Annotated in this window: 28 protein-coding genes; 5 read left to right on the forward strand and 23 right to left on the reverse strand. The window is 57.8% G+C overall.

Annotated features, from left to right (window positions below):
- Position 1 precedes the first annotated feature (1 nt).
- Together ACQZ45_RS03085 and ACQZ45_RS03090 are read left to right on the forward strand one after the other, a co-directional pair.
- Complete coding sequence (locus ACQZ45_RS03085; RefSeq protein WP_448742145.1) at positions 2–415, forward strand: hypothetical protein; 414 nt, start codon at positions 2–4, stop codon at positions 413–415.
- Entirely contained in the window at positions 412–597 is a 186-nt protein-coding gene (locus tag ACQZ45_RS03090) for a hypothetical protein (RefSeq protein WP_448742146.1), read from the forward strand. The genes ACQZ45_RS03085 and ACQZ45_RS03090 overlap by 4 nt, the downstream gene beginning before the upstream one ends.
- Before the next feature lie 10 nt (positions 598–607).
- Here the strand turns inward: ACQZ45_RS03090 and ACQZ45_RS03095 are convergent, their stop codons facing one another.
- From ACQZ45_RS03095 to ACQZ45_RS03145, 11 genes are all read right to left on the reverse strand, one after another.
- A complete protein-coding gene (locus tag ACQZ45_RS03095; protein ID WP_448742147.1) occupies positions 608–757 on the reverse strand; it encodes a hypothetical protein in 150 nt (49 codons plus the stop codon).
- Positions 758–827: 70 nt separating this feature from the next.
- Positions 828–2,228: an SGNH/GDSL hydrolase family protein gene (locus tag ACQZ45_RS03100; RefSeq protein WP_448742148.1), complete on the reverse strand. Its 1,401-nt coding sequence runs from the start codon at positions 2,226–2,228 to the stop codon at positions 828–830.
- Positions 2,229–2,336: 108 nt separating this feature from the next.
- Positions 2,337–2,681 carry a hypothetical protein gene (locus tag ACQZ45_RS03105; RefSeq protein ID WP_112402214.1) on the reverse strand — a complete coding sequence of 115 codons (345 nt, stop codon included), beginning with the start codon at positions 2,679–2,681 and terminating at the stop codon, positions 2,337–2,339.
- A gap of 117 nt (positions 2,682–2,798) precedes the next feature.
- Positions 2,799–3,032 (reverse strand): hypothetical protein, encoded by a 234-nt coding sequence (locus tag ACQZ45_RS03110; protein ID WP_112524700.1) that lies wholly within the window; start codon positions 3,030–3,032, stop codon positions 2,799–2,801.
- On the reverse strand, positions 3,032–3,955 hold the full coding sequence (locus tag ACQZ45_RS03115; RefSeq protein WP_448742149.1) for a glycoside hydrolase family protein: 924 nt from the start codon (positions 3,953–3,955) through the stop codon (positions 3,032–3,034). The genes ACQZ45_RS03110 and ACQZ45_RS03115 overlap by 1 nt, the downstream gene beginning before the upstream one ends.
- Before the next feature lie 24 nt (positions 3,956–3,979).
- The gene (locus ACQZ45_RS03120; RefSeq protein ID WP_448742150.1) at positions 3,980–4,411 is read right to left on the reverse strand and encodes a hypothetical protein; all 432 of its coding nucleotides are present in this window, start codon (positions 4,409–4,411) and stop codon (positions 3,980–3,982) included.
- Complete coding sequence (locus ACQZ45_RS03125; RefSeq protein WP_448742151.1) at positions 4,411–6,411, reverse strand: pyocin knob domain-containing protein; 2,001 nt, start codon at positions 6,409–6,411, stop codon at positions 4,411–4,413. Before ACQZ45_RS03125 ends, ACQZ45_RS03120 begins: the two co-directional genes overlap by 1 nt.
- Entirely contained in the window at positions 6,411–6,629 is a 219-nt protein-coding gene (locus ACQZ45_RS03130) for a hypothetical protein (RefSeq protein WP_448742152.1), read from the reverse strand. Before ACQZ45_RS03130 ends, ACQZ45_RS03125 begins: the two co-directional genes overlap by 1 nt.
- A gap of 9 nt (positions 6,630–6,638) precedes the next feature.
- Complete coding sequence (locus ACQZ45_RS03135; RefSeq protein WP_448742153.1) at positions 6,639–9,806, reverse strand: phage tail protein; 3,168 nt, start codon at positions 9,804–9,806, stop codon at positions 6,639–6,641.
- Between the two features lie 43 nt (positions 9,807–9,849).
- Positions 9,850–10,278, reverse strand: a complete 429-nt coding sequence (locus ACQZ45_RS03140) for an N-acetyltransferase family protein (protein ID WP_448742154.1) — start codon at positions 10,276–10,278, stop codon at positions 9,850–9,852.
- Positions 10,278–10,943, reverse strand: a complete 666-nt coding sequence (locus ACQZ45_RS03145) for a hypothetical protein (RefSeq protein ID WP_060641798.1) — start codon at positions 10,941–10,943, stop codon at positions 10,278–10,280. Before ACQZ45_RS03145 ends, ACQZ45_RS03140 begins: the two co-directional genes overlap by 1 nt.
- 98 nt (positions 10,944–11,041) lie before the next feature.
- Here ACQZ45_RS03145 and ACQZ45_RS03150 point away from each other — a divergent pair, with 98 nt between their 5' ends.
- Both ACQZ45_RS03150 and ACQZ45_RS03155 read left to right on the forward strand, forming a co-directional pair.
- Positions 11,042–11,269 (forward strand): hypothetical protein, encoded by a 228-nt coding sequence (locus ACQZ45_RS03150; protein WP_019567280.1) that lies wholly within the window; start codon positions 11,042–11,044, stop codon positions 11,267–11,269.
- A gap of 20 nt (positions 11,270–11,289) precedes the next feature.
- Positions 11,290–11,523, forward strand: a complete 234-nt coding sequence (locus tag ACQZ45_RS03155) for a hypothetical protein (RefSeq protein WP_019567279.1) — start codon at positions 11,290–11,292, stop codon at positions 11,521–11,523.
- Here the strand turns inward: ACQZ45_RS03155 and ACQZ45_RS03160 are convergent, their stop codons facing one another.
- Together ACQZ45_RS03160 and ACQZ45_RS03165 are read right to left on the reverse strand one after the other, a co-directional pair.
- Positions 11,524–12,168 carry a hypothetical protein gene (locus ACQZ45_RS03160; protein WP_448742155.1) on the reverse strand — a complete coding sequence of 215 codons (645 nt, stop codon included), beginning with the start codon at positions 12,166–12,168 and terminating at the stop codon, positions 11,524–11,526.
- A gap of 3 nt (positions 12,169–12,171) precedes the next feature.
- Positions 12,172–14,523 carry a phage tail length tape measure family protein gene (locus tag ACQZ45_RS03165; protein WP_448742156.1) on the reverse strand — a complete coding sequence of 784 codons (2,352 nt, stop codon included), beginning with the start codon at positions 14,521–14,523 and terminating at the stop codon, positions 12,172–12,174.
- Positions 14,524–14,537: 14 nt separating this feature from the next.
- Between ACQZ45_RS03165 and ACQZ45_RS03170 the strand changes: the two genes are divergently transcribed.
- Positions 14,538–14,831, forward strand: a complete 294-nt coding sequence (locus tag ACQZ45_RS03170) for a hypothetical protein (RefSeq protein WP_448742157.1) — start codon at positions 14,538–14,540, stop codon at positions 14,829–14,831.
- On the opposite strand, the gene ACQZ45_RS03175 is transcribed toward ACQZ45_RS03170, so the two are convergent.
- The 10 genes from ACQZ45_RS03175 to ACQZ45_RS03220 all read right to left on the reverse strand — a co-directional run bounded on the left by ACQZ45_RS03175 (position 14,832) and on the right by ACQZ45_RS03220 (position 19,420).
- A complete protein-coding gene (locus ACQZ45_RS03175; protein ID WP_448742230.1) occupies positions 14,832–15,035 on the reverse strand; it encodes a phage tail assembly chaperone in 204 nt (67 codons plus the stop codon). It abuts the gene before it with no gap.
- A complete protein-coding gene (locus tag ACQZ45_RS03180; RefSeq protein ID WP_013636134.1) occupies positions 15,032–15,391 on the reverse strand; it encodes a hypothetical protein in 360 nt (119 codons plus the stop codon). Before ACQZ45_RS03180 ends, ACQZ45_RS03175 begins: the two co-directional genes overlap by 4 nt.
- A gap of 2 nt (positions 15,392–15,393) precedes the next feature.
- On the reverse strand, positions 15,394–15,825 hold the full coding sequence (locus ACQZ45_RS03185) for a phage tail tube protein (RefSeq protein ID WP_448742158.1): 432 nt from the start codon (positions 15,823–15,825) through the stop codon (positions 15,394–15,396).
- Between the two features lie 33 nt (positions 15,826–15,858).
- Positions 15,859–16,269, reverse strand: a complete 411-nt coding sequence (locus ACQZ45_RS03190; RefSeq protein WP_448742159.1) for a DUF3168 domain-containing protein — start codon at positions 16,267–16,269, stop codon at positions 15,859–15,861.
- On the reverse strand, positions 16,269–16,763 hold the full coding sequence (locus ACQZ45_RS03195; RefSeq protein ID WP_060641807.1) for an HK97-gp10 family putative phage morphogenesis protein: 495 nt from the start codon (positions 16,761–16,763) through the stop codon (positions 16,269–16,271). The genes ACQZ45_RS03190 and ACQZ45_RS03195 overlap by 1 nt, the downstream gene beginning before the upstream one ends.
- Entirely contained in the window at positions 16,760–17,116 is a 357-nt protein-coding gene (locus ACQZ45_RS03200; protein ID WP_448742160.1) for a head-tail adaptor protein, read from the reverse strand. Before ACQZ45_RS03200 ends, ACQZ45_RS03195 begins: the two co-directional genes overlap by 4 nt.
- A gap of 125 nt (positions 17,117–17,241) precedes the next feature.
- Complete coding sequence (locus ACQZ45_RS03205; RefSeq protein ID WP_448742161.1) at positions 17,242–17,589, reverse strand: head-tail connector protein; 348 nt, start codon at positions 17,587–17,589, stop codon at positions 17,242–17,244.
- A 1-nt stretch (position 17,590) separates the two neighbouring features.
- Entirely contained in the window at positions 17,591–17,932 is a 342-nt protein-coding gene (locus ACQZ45_RS03210; RefSeq protein ID WP_448742162.1) for a hypothetical protein, read from the reverse strand.
- Positions 17,910–18,176: a hypothetical protein gene (locus ACQZ45_RS03215; RefSeq protein WP_448742163.1), complete on the reverse strand. Its 267-nt coding sequence runs from the start codon at positions 18,174–18,176 to the stop codon at positions 17,910–17,912. The genes ACQZ45_RS03210 and ACQZ45_RS03215 overlap by 23 nt, the downstream gene beginning before the upstream one ends.
- A gap of 47 nt (positions 18,177–18,223) precedes the next feature.
- On the reverse strand, positions 18,224–19,420 hold the full coding sequence (locus ACQZ45_RS03220; RefSeq protein WP_448742164.1) for a phage major capsid protein: 1,197 nt from the start codon (positions 19,418–19,420) through the stop codon (positions 18,224–18,226).
- Positions 19,421–19,422 lie beyond the last annotated feature (2 nt).

Genomic DNA, 19,422 nt, shown 5'->3' on the forward strand with positions numbered 1-19,422 from the left:
CATGCGCATTCGTCCATACTTGCTTGAAAAACATGGCGTATACGCAAAATTCCCGCTGAATGAAGGCGACTTCGTGGGCGCAACGAAAGCCAGCCACGACGACCTTGATACGCGCATCCTCGATGAAGTCGACCGTGACTCTGACCTCACAGCCTTCACCGGTTACTTTGCCACAGAACTACTCGCTGACGATGACGACATACCGACAGGCGCAAGAACGGAGATTTTGTTCAGTCAGCGCAAGGGGATTGCTGCCATCCTATACGACCATCCGAACATTTCAGACGCATTCATCGAATGGGTCTTTTGTTCCTCCGCTGAGGACGCGTTGGACAAATGGAAAAAGAAAGTTCGCTGGCCGTTGATTGAAACATCTAACGGGCCCATAGACATCACTGGAAACACCACCATATGAGCGACCAATCCAAAAACAGCGACGGCATTCACGAGGATCACTATTGCGAGCATCCTGGCTGCAAGAAATGGGGCGGCTTCGGATATTCTCGATCGAAGGCCGAGAAATCCACCTGGCATTGCTGGGCGCATTATCCGCATAAAGAAATGAAAAACCCGCCTACCTCTCGGCAAGCGGGCTAAATCAAGCTTGTCAGTCTTTGATAACGCCCAACAATCTCTCTTGGACTTCAATCAACGCAATCGTCAGCAAGTATGAAACAAGACTTAAATTGGCTCGCTCTGCCATTATTAGCATTGCCTTCAAATGATCTTCGAGAGCAATCAATGCCGGTTTGTCCATTATGAATCTCCTAAAGTAATGGAGATTATAGTTATAGACGAAAACTACTTAGTTATTTTATCGAGATTCATTAAGTGAGCAACGCTGCAATCTTCGGCGCCAGTATAGCGGACTTGAGCTGATACGCATTTGCCGTCTGGTGCAGCTTGTCCGAAGCGAAATACGTCGTGTTGTTCGGATCGGCCAATTCGGGGATGTTGGCATAATCCACCATGTCATCAGCAAACGTTGCCCAGTTGGCGCGGATCTGCGAATTGATCGACAGGCGATAAGTTTCAGCCTGCGCCGTATAGGTCGCGTCAACAACTTGGGTATTGATGGTCGAGACGATCACCTTGACACCAAGACCACGCAGCCATGTGCAGTAAGCCACAATGGCGTTGTAGATCGTCGTGTCGGACGATCCCGCCCGAAGGTCGTTAATACCCGCGTGAAGGCGGACAACTTTCCTTGTTGCCTCGGGGTAAGCATCCATCAACTCCTTGATGCGGTTGCGGCCGTTCGTGCCGTTGATTGCCGTCATGGGGATAGACGGCTGACCACAATTGAGTATCGAAACGTCCGGCGGGCCTCCAAGCGCTGTATATAGTTGATCGAGTTCAGTGGCTGTCATGCCAAGGGTGGGAACATATATAGCAACGCTACCCTGACCTGCCGTGAGGCTGTCACCGATCCCTATCACAAGTTTAGTCTGACCAATCTGAATAGGTGCGACCGCCTCAAGCGATCTGCCGACCGATGCCATTTCCGAAGCGGTCAGAGCGCGCGGGAAGATGGCAACGGCCATGATCTCGCTGTAGCCGTTACCGTTCTCAATCGTGCCGCCCGTGAGCGTTCCTGCGGTCAAAGCACCGGCAACAGTCTCGATCACGCGGTTGTTGTAGAACTTCACGTCAGAGGCGCCGCTGGAATAGCCCATGATCGCAACGCCCGATGTCTTTGGAGCGCGGCTTTGGACCTTCGAAACGTTGCCGTTGGCTGCATCAAGGATGCGTGCGCCACCTCCAGCCGTCGCCGTATCTGGCGTTGTGGTGCCGTATGTCAGCGTCGTGCCCAGCTTGATCCACGCATAAGAAGCGCGGGCGAGGTGTGGGCGAAGAACCAGAAACACCGAGTGGTTGGCGCGATCGACGGACAAGCCGGAAGGGATCGGATACTGAATGTTCGGGCCGCAGGTGATCGGTAGAGCGGAGCCGGCAAGCTGTGAGCGCTGCACATATGCGCGGGCACCCTGCGTCGTCTGGACCAGGTCAAAGCCGTTTCCAGACTGGTCTAGAAGCGTGTCCACTCTGGCAGCGACGTTCACGCCACCGACATAGGTTTCAATAGCCGTGAGATCGAGCCGGCCGTTCGCATCGAAGCCAAACGTCTGCGGTGTCGTAGGGTTCGCGCTTCGGGCGACCTTGGCCGCGCTGCCGGCCCATCCTGCCAAACGAGCAGTGCTGGCGAAAAGAAGCGGGGCGACGGACATGCTGACGGGAAGCTTTGCGCCCCCAATCACACCCGCCCCGAAATAGCTTGCCGTTGCCCTCATGCGCGCGGCACGTGCGGCCGATGAATTTCCTTGTCTAGCCATGCTTTATCCTGCCCGCGTCGCGCGCGGCTTTGATTGATTTTCGACGATGCGGTCCACGCGTAACGTCATCTTGTCGACGGCATCCTTCACGGCGCCGATAGCGCCCATAATTTGCTCAGTCTGTTCGCGAAGGCCGGACTTTGAGACGTAGGTTTCCGCCACATGCAGACGGTGAGCCGCGAGCTCTTCCCTCGCAAGGGACGCCATTGCCGAAGCCGCAGAGGCGGCGCCAGACGCCTCCATCTTTGCGGCGCTAATCTTCGCGTCGACGTACTTCCAGAGACCGAAGATAAAGCCGAATACCAGCACGAAGAAACCGACGGCGCCCATGATCTCCGCGCCGGTCATGGCTTCACCCCACAAAGCTTCATCAGCTTCTCATTCTCGATGAGGATTTGCCGCTTTGTCTCCGGCGTCAGGCTATCCTCAAAGGATGGTCGCACCGGTCGCGCGATGTCGCAGTAGTTACCGCTTGTCGCGCATCCACTGAGCAAGACGACGATCAACATCATCGTCGCCAAGATTTTTGATTTCATGTTCGACGTCCCCGGCCTTCTTGATAGCCTTGGCATTCGCCGCAGCCTGCTCGTCCTTTGCCGCGGTGCGCCCTGCCCGCTGGCCATACAAAAAGACGCCCGCGAGGATCGCGAGCGCCGTACCGATTGCGGCTAGGTAGCCTTTAAGCTTGGCGATGATCATCAAACCTTCACCTCCTTGCCGCGCCAGCTATTCCACCGGCGTGCGATCACATCGCGGTTGCGATAGGCCACGTAGCCGACAACCGCCACAAGCACACCTGCGGCGATCCAGCCCCATGGAAGGCCAGCAGTGAAGGCAAGCAATCCAGAACCGACCGCAGAGCTTGCGCCCTTTGCAACCACGTCCTTGGCCGCGCCTGCGTCGCGACGAAGCTGTGCGATGGTGGCAGGGCCGATGATGCCGTCAGCGATAAGGTGCGGGTGTGCCTTCTGATAGGCGATTACGGCAGCCTTGGTCTTCTCGCCCATCCAGCCGTCGATAGCGCCTGGATTGAGGCCAGCAGTCGTGAGCAGCTCCTGCGCTTCCTTCACAACTGGATCCGGTAGCACCGGCGCTTCCGCCGTCACTTCTTTCGTCACGCCAACCCCGGTATAGATGCCCTTCTCGAATAGAAGCGCCTCTTCCTTGCGACGGCGCACGAGGCCAAGCAGTTTCTTGCCTTTCGCAGTGTTGTAGTTGCTTGCGAGATGAGCGGCGGCCTTCTGGATCTGGCCCTTGCGCCAGAGGTCAGCCCACGTCCAATTCATCGCGCCGACGCCGAGATTGAACGTCACGGATGCCGCAGCGTCCAGCTCATGCTGTTTGCGGTCGCTGGGCGAGCCGGCAACTACCGCTGGCACGTACTCGGCAGCAAGAACAGCGTCGAGGATGGAATCGCTCTGCGCTGCGGTGATCTTGGTCTTACCTGGCACAAGCTTCGTGATGCCGATCTTGGCCAGTTCGCGGCGAACTGAATCGCTGCGCATCGTGAAGCCCGTACCGATCGTCGGAATACCGACAGGGTCGAGGTAGCAGGTAAGTGGATTGCCCTCGTGCAGGCGCACGAAAGCCCTCCCCTGTGTGGAGATTTTGGTGATTGGCATTTGGGAATCCTTATGGGTGCCGGGTTACGCTACCGGCCAAGCGATGGGCGCTATCTCGCCAAGGAACTGCTCGACGGTCGGCTGAGGCCGCTGGCCAGCCTGCACCTTGGCAAGCTCACCGTAAGCATAGAACCAGACGTTATCGCGCCATGCGACAAAGGCCTGAGCTTCCGCCGCCCATTTGGGTTTTGTGGACGCAGTATAGGAAGCCAGCGTTACACCATCGCGGAATTGACGCTCACGAGCGGTGCTGTCAACGAGGTCTTGGATCGCGTTCTCATAGTCGGTGACGACTGGCGACGGCGGCGGCAGGTCCGGCGGCAAGAACGACCCGTCCTCCTGCCGAATAAAGCCGCCGAATACACCGGTGGCAACCTGAACCCATTCAGGATCGTCCGAACGGTCTTCAAACGAGATGGTGTCAACCACACCATCAATAACCAAAGCGAATGGCATTACACCCTCCTGAGGTAGACAGAGGAATAGATTTCGGTGGAGCCGTCACCAACGTACCCCCCAAGACCATTGGTGGCCGCAGCGACGGCGGCATACATGTCCAACCGGTAAGTTTTTCCAGCGACAAGCCGAGCGTAACCGACAACATTGTAGGAATTGGCCTGAACGTAACCGACGCCAGAGTAAGCAACTACAGCGCTATCGGTGACATTGTAGATGCGACCTTTCAGACCTGTGCCAGTCGGATGGTAGGCGTTGGTGATGTACTCACAATCGCAATCGAACGCGACGGTGAACTGGTTTGATGCGAGCGTTACAAGGTTGTTCGGATCGAACACCTCTGTGTTCAGAGTCCTTGTCTGCCACCCAACCACAGATGTGCCACCAGACACCCCACTAGCCTTTTGGTCTTGCAAGAGAGCGGAAGCCACCCTGGCGCTAATGCCCATGGTCTGAAGCATTGCAGCGCCATCTGCGTCATCGAGCACGGTCCGGGCGAAAGCTGAAAGGTCTGTCAGGGCCGCAGCCGCCGCACCGGTGAAGTAAGGCAACTTGTTTGCCGCTGGCGACAAGGCATGAAGCGCCGCAACAGGACCGGTAAGCTCCTTGATGGTTTTTCCATCGGTTCCGCTAAAGCCAACCGGAGCGTTGTTTATTGCGACAGCGGGACCGGACACATCACCGTCGATGCGCGTCCATGATGTCCAGGCGCTACTAGCCTGCTTTCTTGACCATATGACGACACCGGCAGCAGATAGGCTAAATACAGTCTGAGATGCACCGCCCACGCCAAATTGTATTTGGTGCATTACAGACGTTGCGTTCTCAGGAGCATTTGCCGGCAAGCTCGCCCCGCTTCCGTAACGATGCCAAGCCGTGACAGCCGGAAGGGTGTTCAAGTCATCGCTAGCGGTGAGAGCAGCTGGAGCGCCGCCAAGACCAAATGCGCCGACAAGCATAGCGGCGGTTGCCGTGGTGTCCAATGATCCTGTTTGCGCAAAGGGAACTTGCCGCCATGTAGACCATCCTTCCGCAAGCTGCGTCCTGATATACATTCTGGGGTTAGACGAGAAAGAATCGAAAAAGGCTTGAGTCTTACGATCGGTGTCCCGTTGGAACTGGAGGATATAACCCCAGCCATTGGAAGCCGTATTCGTGCTTCCAGCAGCGGCGAAGAACAGCCCGTTACCAACTAACGCGTTTGCATCAATAGTCGCGCTTGCCGCACCAGGTCCGAAGCTCCAGCCGCGAAACGCACCGGACGAGACACTAGATATGTCCGTTACGTCGCCAACCTGACTGGCTTGCCACGCCGTCCATACATTTGACAGCTTGCGCCTATTCCATCGTCTTCCCTGCACCGATACGCTGATGAATTCTTGCGTTGCTGCCGATGCGTCATGAATTAGCGTGAAAACGTTGCCTGAACCACCCCCGGAAGGACCATTAACCGTAGCCAGATTCGCGCTCGCAACCTTCACCCATCCGCTCTCGGTGATGTTGTCGAGAGCATTAGCCGCGGTGACAAATGATGCCGCAGCTTGCAATCGCGTCGGCAACTGCGCGTTCGGGATTGCGCCAAGCAGACCATACGCTGATGCTCCATTGAGCAACGCAGCCGCCCCGTTCTCATCAATGCCAAGAAACCTGCTTGGCGTGGACGGCAGTTGAGACAGACCATAAAGAACGCCAGAACTAAGCGAGCCCAGTATCCGGCGCATCGCCTCAACGGCTATGACATCCGGATTTGTCAGCTCGATGCGGTAAGCCGCATTAGTCTGCGCCGGACCTGGCCAATTATCCTCAAGGGTCAACTGCGTGTTGCTGTCGACCGATGCGATAATGATCGGGCGACCGACATGAATGCCAAACTTGTCACCAGCCTTGATGGCCGTCAGCCCACCAACGACAGAAAGCCAGTTCGTGCCGGTACCGGTCACAGTCTTGGAGTTGACCGCAACCGTGGCCGTACCGGTGTTGTAGTAAGCAACGCCCGCCATTATTCGGTTTCTCCGTCGATGGTATCGCCGTCACCACGCGCAAGACGCAGATCGGCTTCAAGACCGTTGATTTTGTCGAGAAGGGTCTGGTTCTCAGCCTTCTGCATGGCGAGGTGCTGGGCGAGAAACAGATTGCGCTGTTTGAAGAACTCTTCGCGCGCGTTTGCTTCTTGCAGAGCGACCAAAGGGTCGATCTGCATTGTGTTGCCGGTTGTCATGGGGTTTCCTTAGCGCTTGAAGGTGGATGCTATCAAAATCGTCCGATCCACCGAACCGATGAACGGTCCGCCAGAAACGGTGACTCTGAACGTAGTGGAAGATTGAGCGGACGCAGGCGTATAGAGAACGATATCGCTCCCAACGTAGCGGAACCCGCTGGCATCATCCGTCGAGTTGAAGATGCAGAAGTTGCTCACTTCGCCACCGTTGGTGATGTTTTGCGTAACGATCTGGGACTTCCCGTTGACCGTTCCGCCAGATATCAGCTTGCTAACGATATCAAGGCGCACCGTTGGGGAGCCGACGCCGTGACTGACGGTGACATCGAACGTCCCTGTGTCCGTTCGAGAGTTGCTATCCACCCTCGTGATTGCGCCGGGTTGGATGTTAGACGTGCCGACCTGGAGATTGCCAACAATCGCATTTTCGATATTGACGTTGCCCAACTCACCAGACAGCGCCGAAAGGCTATTAACTCGGACATCATCGAGATAGAGCACGCCATCCTGAAAGACGAAAGGACGCTTCAGCGAAGAAGGGTCTGTTCCGTACATCAGGATTTGCGCCGCCTGCATGATTATGCGGGTCGGGCTCGAAGTGCTTGAGGGCACGTCCAGCATTAGAGCTGCTGACCGGAACGATGCATCGTTCACAGCGGCAACAATTGCGTAACGAGCAGCATAGCCAGACGGCCCTGCGCTCGCTTCCCACTTCACATTGACCTGAGCGTTATTACCGCCCAATGCCGCCGTGAGCGTGTCCGTCCTCGTTGCCAAAGCCGACGTCGCGTTCGCTACCGCAAGAATGTCAGTAGACAGCCCAGCCGTCGCCGCGCCAAACTCGACCTCAATCTCGTCCACCCTGCCGACAAGCGCCTCATTGGCGTTGGCAACAGCGATGACTTGGCCGGTAAGGCTGGCAATGGAGCCGTTGAAAGATACCTCAATGGTATCCACCCGCGTTGCCACGGCTTGTGTCCCGTCGACTGCGACCTGGATCTGACTGGTGAGTGATGCAACGTTCTGGTTGACGCTGACGGTCAGCTCTTCGAGTTTGGTTCCTACGGCTGCCGTTTCACTGACCGCAACCTCAATCTTTTCGTTGTAATCCGCCCGAGCGTTGCCAAGCGCCACAGACAAACTGCGGCGGATGGATTCGCTATGCTCCATTGCAACGACAGGCAATTCAAGCTGCGAGGCAATGAGAGCCTGTATCCGGTCCTTAGCAGACCTCGCGTTGTCGTAGAGCCACGATAGCTGCTGATCGACACCAGACAGATCGACGTCAACGAACACATCCTTGTCGGAGAGCAGCACGTTCGGCGTGATGACCGGGATAAATCCCGACCACAAAACCGGCCTGTCGCCACCGGGAATGTATCGACCACGAACGACGTAGCTCTCATTCGGCAGCAACCCCTGCGAGATGAGCATTGAGCCGACCTGCGGTTGGTCTGTGCGACCTTCCGAAATCTTTTCAAGCGTCGCCTGCAGCCGCACCTCGTACTCAATGCCGATAACGTCATCGAGGCGACCATCGCTGTTATCCCACGTCAGCCGGATGGCAGGTCGCCTATCGTCACCCGCCGCGTCTTTGATTGTGGCCGGTTCTGCAAACCAGTCCACGATCGGCTGTGGCGTAGGACGAATAACGCCAATTTGCCCATCAACAGGAGGCTTAAAGTCGGCATTCGTGTTCCAATCGTAGTCGGCTGGATCAACCTCAGTGATGTCGACCATGACATCGAGATTGGCGCGGTCGGCAACGCCGTCGAGGCGCATCAGTTTCGCGATGTAACCGTTACGCTCTGACGTCCACGAAAACACAGTGCCAGGCGTGGCATAAGCCCAAAAGCGCGGAGGCAGAACGATCGTGTGCCGGCGGAAGCGGCGAGCCTCTTCCAAGGCCGATCGCATCAGGCGCTGCACCTGCTCCGCATATGGAACGAAGTTGAGATCGACGTCAGCCATCAGGCGACGGTTGCCATCGAGCGCTTCGAGGTCGGCTCTGTAAAGCGGCGGAGCGGTCTTCGAGACCCATCCATCCTCTGGCGAGGGGTAATTGGCCGACACACCATTGATGGTGTCAGCCAGCCCGAGGAACGGCGTGAACTCCTGCTCTTCGGTGGACAGGATATCATCGTCCGTGAACGCGATGACCGGAGCGCCCGGAGCGCCTGAGTGAAGGTAATAGACGCCGCCAACTTCCGAGATTTTGCCTTGGCAAGCGGTTAGCAGAGCCTCGACCGCAGAGGTCAGCGGCGCCTCGATCTGTATCTCGCCGCCGCTTCGATAGGTGTTGACCCAGCCTGTGGATTCCAGAGTGCCGGCGCGGTGCTTCTCGATCTGAGCAATCCATGCCGGAGCAGGAAGGCGCGACGACGAAAGGTTCTGTAGGCCATAGACCCACTGGCCGTTGTAGCTGATGCCGCGAAGAAGATTGTAGATTTGCACAGCAGGCAGGAAGTCGCCATCGCCGCCCCACGTTGCAGGATCGGCGTAGCGCTGGCCGCCGACACCGCCAACAGTGCTGTCGCGCGACGGGTCGTACAGGCGCATGCCTTCCAGCACGAACTTGAAGGACGGCACGCCGGAGAACATGTTCTTGGAGACCCGCGCAGTAACAATCGCGTAAGCAACGCCCCTGCCAATGCGGTCGGGGTTCCACCACCTGTTGCCATTAGACACCGACGTGAACAGGAAGCTGTCGGCTGTCGTTTGTGTGCCGTCGTAGAATTTGACCCAAAGGCTGTCGGGGTATTCGTTGACCGCGTGTCCCCGGTCAGTCAGTCCACCAAGCGTCACCAGTTCGCCATTTACCCAGACTTCGGCAAGTCCACGTATCGGCATGTCAGACAGGGCAATAACCTGCGTCAGGTAGGCGTTGGGCGTGTCGCCATCCTGCCCCCACGTATTGACGAACACGAGAGATCCAGCAGTCGCAGTACGACCGAGGATAAAGGAGCGCGAGATATCGCCGCCGCCTTGCAGTGTGCCGTTGATGGAGAATGTCGGATCTTTGGGCTTGCCGGCGAGCGACTGGGCGAGCAGGCTTACGCCAACGCCTACGGCCGTTTTCAGCAGGAAAGAGCCAACGACGCCGAGGCCACCAATAAAAGTGGAGACAGCCGAGATCGCGCCGGATATCGCGGTCGCGATACCAGAAAAAATAGCCATCGATTTTCCTTGGGATGCGCTGCGCTATCCGCGCGCGTAGCCGCTAGAGCGGCTTCATGAAGTGTGTTTCGACAGCGCTGTAGCCGCGCCGCTCGTAGAGGCGGGAGACGTCATTTGTGGTGAGAGACGCCATACCGACAGAGACGCAGCCGACCGATCGCGCCCACACCTCATAGGCATCGAGCATCTTGATCGCGCCACGTCCGCGGGCCTCTGGCGTCACAAACCAGACCGTTTCCTTGGCGATGCGACCAGCGCCGAACGGGTGATCAAAAGCACAAGCCATCAGAACGCCCTGCGCTGGTTGACCAGCAAGCAAGACGCACGCCATCGGCGAAGCCAGATGCTGCTGAAAAAGCCGATCGGCATGTGCCGCCTGAAACGGAAATGTGAAGCCAGCGGCCTCATGGCTTTCGCGCAACAACGCGACCACGCGGTCGCGGTCCTTAGCTGTGGCGGGGCGGACGTCCATCAGAAGATCCCAAGAAATTTCTTGCGCTTCGGCTGCGTCGCGACCTTGCCCTTTTCGGAACCCCAGAAGAACTCCCACTCGGACGAGGTGTCCGCATCGGTGTAGAATGCATCACCGGCCTGCCGCAGAACCTGCGTAGCATGGCTGCGCGTCGACGGATTGGAGCGCGTCATTTCCTGAGTATGGCTGGCGCAAACCATCGTCACGCTGCCCTCCTCGTTTTCGCTTGGCGTCGTGATGGTGACTGTGTCGACAAAGCCTACGAAACGGCACTCTGCCGGCGCGACCATCTGGCGGCTATCCGGATCGAACAAGCCGCGGTAGATCTCGACGCGAGCCTGTTTACAGTCGTACAGGCGGACCAACGTCTGAACGTGCTCGCTAACCTGAGACAGGCGGATGTTGACGTTCTGCACCGACAGGTTGGCGACGAGCGGAATGTCATCGATCTGCACCAGCGTCCCGGAGCCATACCAGTCACGCGTGACAGGCAGGCCTGTGTCCGGGTGGACCACAGCCGCCGACACGTTGCCGACGTCCGACCACATGCCATCGGTGACCGGCGCACCGGTTGCTCGATCGCGCGCAACAAACCAGAGGAAGTCACGCGCCACCAGTTGCCGCGCCTCAAGCGCAGCAAGGTTTTCTGCTGAGATGTTTCTCATTGGGTTTCCCGTTGGGATCTGACACGAAAAAGCCACCTGAGGTGGCCTAGACACAGACTTAAAGTTGAGCATTAATCCCGCCGTCACTGGGGGATTTCATGAAGTACTTTTTTCTAGCCATTGCGGCTTTGACGCTCACCGCATGCCAGACCCAAACGCCTACGGAATGGAAAGCGCAGAGGGCCATTGAAGACGGCGCCGATCGCTACTGCCGCACCACGAAAGGGAAGGAGCAGTTTGCTACGTGTTACGAGCGAGAAGTTCGCGGCCGTAAAAAATTCTATGACGGCATCATGGCTCGTTACGCACACGTGCAACCGCGTTGAGATTTTGCTCCGGAGATTTCATGAAGTACTTAATCGTCGCGCTATTGGCCGCGTGCCTGACTGCCTGCCAACAAGGCCCCATCGTAAAGTCAGAGCCGTTCGATTGGAAAAAAGCGGTCCACAGGAATGCCGAGCGCGCCTGCCGCGACAAGAAGGGTTCCGATCTCTACGCGAAATGCTTTGATCGTGAAGTTGCCAAGGGCACGCGTGAATCGAAGATGATCGCCGCGCATTTCGGGGTGAAGATTCAATGACTACCGGGCCTCAATCGCCTGAAACGTGACAGTGCCGCGACCAGTAGCCATGTCGGCCGTCGTTGAGATCGAACCAGGCACGATTGCCATGATGCAGGATGGTTTCACCAGCGTAGCGGCGACAGGCGCCACCACACCGGGCCACAGATGCGGGCGAACCTCAAACTGCGTTGTCACGCCGCCAGCGCTGGCCGTCATTGACTCCATCACCATGTGCAGGTCTTTGTCGCCGATCTGGATGTAATCGCCAACCGAGACCTTGTATGCGGCAGGAAGGCCCGAGAGTGAAATAGCCTTGCGGTTAGATGCAATGGTTGCCACCTGCCCCACGCCGCTGAACGCGCCGCCGGTCGGCCAGCTGCCGTTCGGATATGCAACCGGGAAGCAGCGCGATTTCGGGAATGCGCGGAACGTCTTTAGGCCATTCTCGAGGCTGGTGAGCCGCGCGCGCCAGTGGTCCAACTCATTTGGCTTCATCGATCGCGATTGCGCTGTCATCTGCCAGAGCGGAGACCCCAAATCCTTGACAATCGTCTGGCCGCCAGCTGTACGCGACTGCTCTTGCCGCCAAAGCAGGTTGAACTCGGTCGACCAGCCTGGGAACTCATCGAAGAAGGAAGTTGGGAGCGGGTATGTGATTGTCATGCCTTACCCCAACTTCACGTTTCGTTTTTGAGCCGATCGCACAGCCGCCTCAACACGGCCCTGCATTTCGGCTCCCTGCTTTGCGACAACCCTTTCAAGTCGAGCCACCGCCTCAGCATCAGTTCCGCGCGCATCAATGACGGGCGCGTAGTTGACCTGCACAGCATTGTCGTTTGCCGGACGGAGTGACGGGATTGTCGGGACAGAAACGCCCACGGCACCGCCGTTTGCGTAGCCCTTGCGAAGAGCCTCAACAGCGCCAACGCCCCCGGCGCGAGCCACGTCAGCCTGTGACCACACGACCTCGCCTTTGTGGACGGTACCGGCAGGCTGATATTTACCACCGGGGCCAGTGTAGCCGCCATCTGCGTAGAGACTGCCAGTCGGTGCCGCAGGGAATGCTCCCTTCCCACCTCCCCCACCAAAGATGCCAAGGATGCTGCTCAGCAATCCTCCGCTACTTCCAGCGGCGCCATTCACCTTGAAGATGCTGTCTAAGACGTCATCAATAAGCGCGTCACCAATGCGGCTTAGCGCGCCAGCAAATGCGTCCGCGGCACTCTCGCCTTGAATCAGGTCGTCGATAAAGCCGCGCGTTGCATCTCTCGCGACGTTGTTCCATTCATTCAGCTTCTGCTGTTGCTCTTGCGCTTGCCTAAGCGCCTCAGACTGCCGAGCATATGCCGCAGATTCCTGCTCGATTGCGGCAATCTTGTCGGGCGAAAGCGTGATGCTTTCCAGATCCTTCTCGCCCTTCTTGCGGGCCTCTTCTCGAAGGTCGGCGAGTGCCTTCTGCTCTAGGTCAAGAGCAGTGCGGCGCTTGGTCTGAGCCTCGTTAGACAGGCCTATTAGGCTCATCTCCTGGCGAAGCGCTTCGGTTCGATCGCGAACTGCCTGAAGGTCTTCCGCGAAGCGATCGGATGCAGTCTTTGTCGGCGCCCTCGCCCGCTTTGGTGTACCGAACCCTCTATTTTTGTCCGTATCCAGGTCAGATGGGCGTCGATCTGGTGTAGGGCCGAACTCTGGCGTCATAAAACCAGGATTCTGAATGTTATCAGCCCATGGGTCGGCGTTGGTCTCCAGCTTCCCGCTATTGGGATTGTAGCTGCGCCAGGTTGTGATGTCAGTCATTCTTGACGTGGCATCATTGACCTTTTGAACGTTGCCGGCAGCCACGAGTGCAGCAGCAGCCAGATCATTGAACTTGTCAGCGAAGTCAGACGCAGCTTGCAGACCCGTACCGTTGATAGCGGCCACCAGCGCATCCTGTACGCGCTTAACTTCTTCGGTCTGAACCTTCCCTTCTTCAGCAGAACCGGCAAACTTGTCGAACGCCACCTGAAGGTTAGTTATCGTGTCGGCCTTTTCACCCGCCAGTCTTAGTAGGTCGAGCAGATCCGCGAATGAAACAACTGCCTTGTCGACCTCTGCCCTGACGCCCTCGAGTGTCTTCGCATTGACGATGTCCGCGCCCTTGGTGAGGTCGGAAACGTTTTGCGCTCGCTTTAGCTCGTCAGCGTACTCGCGAAGCGCCGGGATCGCGTCACCCCACCGCTCGGCGACAGACGAAATGAGCGCCGCTTGCTCTTTCAGAACCTCGGCGGACTTATCGCCTTCATTCATTATGGTGGAGAAGTACTGAAATGCCGCCGTACCCGCGGCAATTACACCGATTGTCACCAGAGACAGCGGAGAGATTACGGAAGAGAAAGCGGCTGCAAGACCTTGTCCGACACCCTGGCCGCTGTCCTTTATCTGCTGCAGGACAGCCGAAAGCTGCGTGCCTTGTTGCAGGGCGATCTGGATGGGAGACATGCCCATCGCTGCCGTCACGCCGATGTCCTGAAACTGCGCTGCGATGTTCGCGGTATTGAAGCTGTTGCCGCTACTCGTCGTGACCGTTGCCTTCAGTGCGGCGTTACGCCCCTTAATAGCTGCGGTCGACGCAAGCGCCGCCTGTCGCTCTCTCTGGATCGCCGCAGCCATTTCGTTGGCAGAGATCGCGCCGGCGGCATGGGCCTGCCGGATCTCGGCTACCGCGTTCTTGTAATTCGAGATTGTTGCGAACAACGGGCTGTATTTGGCGCGGAGGCGATCAAGCTCTTTCTGCTGATCAGCGAGAACACCGTTCCATTCTTTTGCTGCCGTCGTACCGATGCCCACCATGCTGTTGATGCGATCCTGCATCGATGTGGTGAGCGAGTTGTTGATCGACTTACCGGCAGCGGCAAAACGTTTCTCAATGCCGTTGGATGCCGCGCCTACGTCCGACACCAGCCGATTTAGCGCACGCTTCACGGTTGCAAGGTCGGTGCTGATTGAGATAATCAGATCATCACTGTTGTTGCCGGCCAAGTCGGTGTCCTAACGTGAAAAAGCCCGCCAATGGCGAGCCGAGAAGGATGGATATGGTGAAATATTTGCATTCTGGAGTTGCGGCGGCGGCACTGCTCTTGGCATCACAGAACAGCGTCGTTGCCCAGGTTCGGACGCCACCCAGCGTCCCCGCTGCGGGGGACACTGAGATAGTCAAGGAGGAGCGTTGCAAGGAGAGCCTGAGCCAGATTTATGCGTGGCAACTGGGCGATGCAAAGCGCCTGCGCGATTGGTGCCGTGAGAAGGGATACATTACGTACAAACAGCAGCTTGCTGCTGAACGTTGATCAGCCACCATACTTCTTCATCAACTCGTCCATCTCGGCGTCTGACGGAGGAGCCACGGCTTTCTTGCCGCCGTTGGCTTCTGCCTTGCCTTTCACCGCAAGGGTGAACTCGGTCAAGCTAGACGCCCAGAATATTCCTGGTGTCCAGCCGAGGCCGCCGAAAGCGATCTTTTGCCAGTCGCGCCAAGGGAATGGCTCTTCTATGCCGCCTTTTGAGCGGCTTCCCCGTTTCCCTCGTCTTCCTCATCAAAATGATGAGACAGCGCCTCGGAAATCGCCTTGGCCACGGCGCCGAAGTGCTTCAGCTTCAGCGCGCCGATGGCCGAGATCTTGTCGCCACGGACGGTAAGCAGATCGAGCGCGGCCACTGTGGCGGCAGGCTCGACGCCCGACAGGCGAAGGAACAAATCGGACATACTTTTGCACGACAGGCGCGAAGACACGGCAGCAAGGCCACCCATCTCAGCGACGATGACCAGCGGTTCCTTGCCGACCCACAGGCCGACCTCCCCCCGAGCTCCGTTTACTTCCAACGGAAAGGGTTTTTCAGCATCAGCCAAAATTACACCTCCGCGACGAATGCAAGAACACCAGCAGCAACGAACGTGGCCGTGAATTCCATATTGCCTTCCATTTCGCCGCTGAACTCGAATTCAGAAACGAACCAAGGGCCGGTGTAAGTACCAAGACCGGGAACGATTACCTTGGCGTTGAACTTCGTGGCGTCGTTGACGTGCGTCATGAACGCGGTATTGGAAGCGCTCTTCACGAACTTGCCGGAGCCGGAAAAGGTGCGGTTCTTGATGCCAGGGTCAGCGGTTTTCTGCGGTGTCAGCGCCGGATTGGCACAATCCGGAATTGTCGTGTCGACTTCGTTAGCGGACATATTGAAGCTGCGGGTCGTCAAACCGCACAGATTCGAAAATACTTCAGGAGTTTCGCCGTCACCAATCTGGATGAGCAGCGTACGACCAATCTGTTGACCGTCGGCCATTTGTGAACCTCAAAAACTAGGGGTTGGTGGCCATCAGGCCGGTGTCTCGACGCGCGCGACAAATTCGACGACACCATGCGTCGTAACTTCATCCGGGTCTTTGAAATGACGGGTGTCTTGCCGAGTGATCGATATCAATCGATGTGAGGGCAGCACTAAGGGTGCTTCATCCAGAGCCTCGACGACTTCGTGAATGATTTCCTTCAGCTCCTTGAAGCCTCCGGAATATTGCGACCAAACGTGGATCGTGACGTAGATAAGGTTCGACTTCAGACAGGCGACATCATCTCTAATCGATTGGCTTTCGCCGTACTCGACGTAGGGAAACGGCGCGTTGGTCGGCGGGCGGTCGTAAATGCGCTGTGCGACAATGGCCGTTAGCGATGAACGTGCCTTCAGCCTTGCGACGATGGCGCCCTGTAGCTCAAGATCGGGACTAGCCATTAGTTCTTCATGGCCTCCCTCACTCCGCGCGATATGGCATCGCTAATCTTCTTTTTTGCCTTGGCTTTCATCGATCGCCATGTCGGAAAGACGTGTGGCTGCGCCCTTGTGCCGGGATGCATTCTTGCGCCGTCGCGCTGCTTCCTGCCCGCAACAGTGCCGCCGCCTTTGGCGACATTGTGCGGCCGCGTGCCAAATTCCAAAAAGTGCCAAATCCATGCGGCGAAAACTCCAGTGGCATCCGGATCCTTGCTGGCCGATGCGCCCACAAGCGCTTTCGCACTCGGCCTGTCAGAAATCTTGCCGCCCTGTATCGAGGCAGCATAGTCGCCAGCCGTTGCGCTGTTACTTATCGGCGCCCGGTCGGAGATTTTGTCGGCGGCTTCGGTAGCGATCTGAAGTTTCGCTTCGGCGGCGTACTTGTTGGCGAGCGGAGCTACCTGATTGAGCTTTTTCGTCAGCGCCTCGCGGCCCAGAACCTTTGCTTTAATCACGAAGCCTCCCCCTGCACCACAAGCAGCTCGATCCACTGGTTGCGTTCGTCGATGTTGACCGCAGCCTTGATTGCGTACACCACGCCAGACCGCTTATTCCGCGCCCGCCAAGCTGGCGTGATGGCGCGCGTGCGTTCGTTGCTGCGCACGGTCATGGTGTAGGGTTGCAAACCCTGTAGGCGGCTTGCAATGACAGGCTCGCTGCCGACGCGCGGCTCAAGACGTGCGGGCTTTACGAATTGCTCCGCGAAGCCGACCACCACGCCGCCATACCCGTCATCACCCTCGACCTCGGCCTCAAAGCCGATGCGCTCACTGAGCGACCCCGCTCCGGATCTCTTGCGTTTTGGCATTTGGTCGATCCTTGGTGGGTTCAGCAGCCTTAGCAGCTATTGCAGCCGCAGCGCACTTGCGTGTGACGTTGTAGAGGCCAGCCTTATAGGCGATGGTGAAGCCTGGCTGGCGCCAGTCGAACGGTTCATGGAATCGGAGCCACATAGTCGTCCGCCACTGTTCGCCAGACACGCCATGGAGCCAGAAGCATCCGTACCGCTCGCGGAAGAACCGCGTCGCCCGTTGCCTTCGGGTCAGGCTCGCGCTCCTCGTAGAGATCGCCGGTCACGAGAAGGATCGCCGACACGATTGCGGGCGTCGCAGCGATGCCGTCGGCGGCCGTGGGCGTTTCGCCTGCGGCTACGACTTCGCGATCAAGATGCTCGGCTATGATGCTTTCGGCTGCATCACGGTAAAGTCCGATCTCCGTATCTTCATCTTCATGAAAGACACGGAGATGCTTCTTTACGGTTTCAAGATCGACGATGCCCATATCAGGCCGCCACTACTGCGGCCGTAGGCGCGCTTGTGACGGGCACACTGCCCTTGTCATTCGTTGCCGTGACGCGGACCGTGATGGCCTTTCCAACGTCGCCCGCAACGGGAACATAGGTGGCCGCAGTAGCGCCAGAAATCGCGACGCCAGCAGCAAACCACTGCCGCGCATAAGTTGGGGAACCAGACCACGTGCCGGTTGTTGCCGTAAGCGTCTGGCCAACCTGCGCGGTGCCCGTGATGGCAGGTGCAACAGAATTCACCGGTGAGCCGATACCGTTGACGATGCCGGCGCCGATATAGGACGAGACCCTTTCTTTACGAGCCTTCGTTGTCAGCATCGGGTTTTTCCTTTTTCTTCGTCGAGCGAGCAGAGGAGATCACCGGCTTGTCAGCGGCTTCATCCGCGGCGTCGTCTTCAACAGAGGCGTCAGCCTTAACCTCGCCGATGATGTCGACCAGGCCCAGCTCATCGAGCTGCTTCGCCTCGCCCGCCTCGATCTTGAATGTATCGCTCTTTTTGGTCTTCAGTTCTTTGCCAACGGCGAACGTGCGCTTGGCCTTCACTTCTAGAAAATCGGTCATGTTCACTCCCTTTCAAGGAAGGGGAGCCGAAGCTCCCCTCAGATGAATCAGGCGCCTTCGACATCGCCAGTCACGAAGGACTCAGGGCGATAGACTGCGAACGCCAGACGCTCTTCAGCGCGGATCGTGAAAAGGTTCTTCTCAAAGTCGTCGACGTTTTCGCTCGAGAGCAGAACTTCAATATCCATGCGGTCGAAGATCTGGGCTGCGAAGCTGAACGCGCCGGTGAGGAACTCGCCTGCGGCCATCGCCTGCGTCGAAACAACCGGTAGGTTCCAGAGCGTCGGAGTGAGCGAGCCCTGCGGGTTGCCGATGATGTAGTTGCCGCCGGCGTCCTTGGTCAGCTCGATCTTTGCCCAGTCGATCGGGTTAAGAACGAACGCAGTGGCCGGATACTCAGCGAGAACGACCTGCAGAACAGCCAGACGAAGGCGGTCGATCGCCGTTTCGTCTGCGGCAGCGAACGCCGGGTTGAACGCGGTCGCCTGCGGAACCAGACCGTGAAGGTTCTGACCGGTGCCAGAGCCATTCAGCAGCTGGTTTTCCTCGACGAAACGGAGACCGTAACGAGCACGTCCGTCGATGTAGGAGCGAAGCGCTGGCGCGTCGTCCAGGATCTGGCGGGAGGCCTTGAAGAGATGGGCCAGCACGCGGACCGGCGAGGACGTCATGTCAAACGTCAGATCCGAATACGGCTTGGCGGTCGTTTCGGCGACCGGAGCAGCGTTGTTAGTGAAGCCGGTTTCCTTGACGTACTCGATCGTGCTCGAAGCAGTCTGCCCCGGCATAACCAAGTCGCGGATCGTCAGCTGTCGCTCAGGCAGGCCGAAGATGCCGGGAACGCGGGCGCCGGGCACCAGAGACGTTCCCTGAGAGCGGCCGGCGCCAACGGTAGTATTGGCAGAGGTGATGGCAGCACGGTCGGCCTTTACCTTGATCATTCCCCTGTAGGAAGAATCGAACGACTGCGCGCCTGCGGCTTCGACGACGATATCGCCCAGCGATTTTTCGTCAGGATCACCGCCAACCCGCTCGCGTGCAGCGCGCTTTTCCATGTCGGAAAGACGGGTCGTTACGTCGCCGAGTTCGGAAAGTGCCTTGTCGGTCTTTTCCTTCAGCTCTGCGGAAACTTCACCGTTTGCGACAAGCTTGGAGGTAAAGTCGGTGGCGAGATTGCCAACCTGCTCTTTGATGGATGCGAGGGAGGCGCCAAGTTCGCCAATTTTTTCTGCTAGTTCGGCCATTT

The organism is Agrobacterium sp. 16-2014-1-2a (assembly GCF_053522705.1).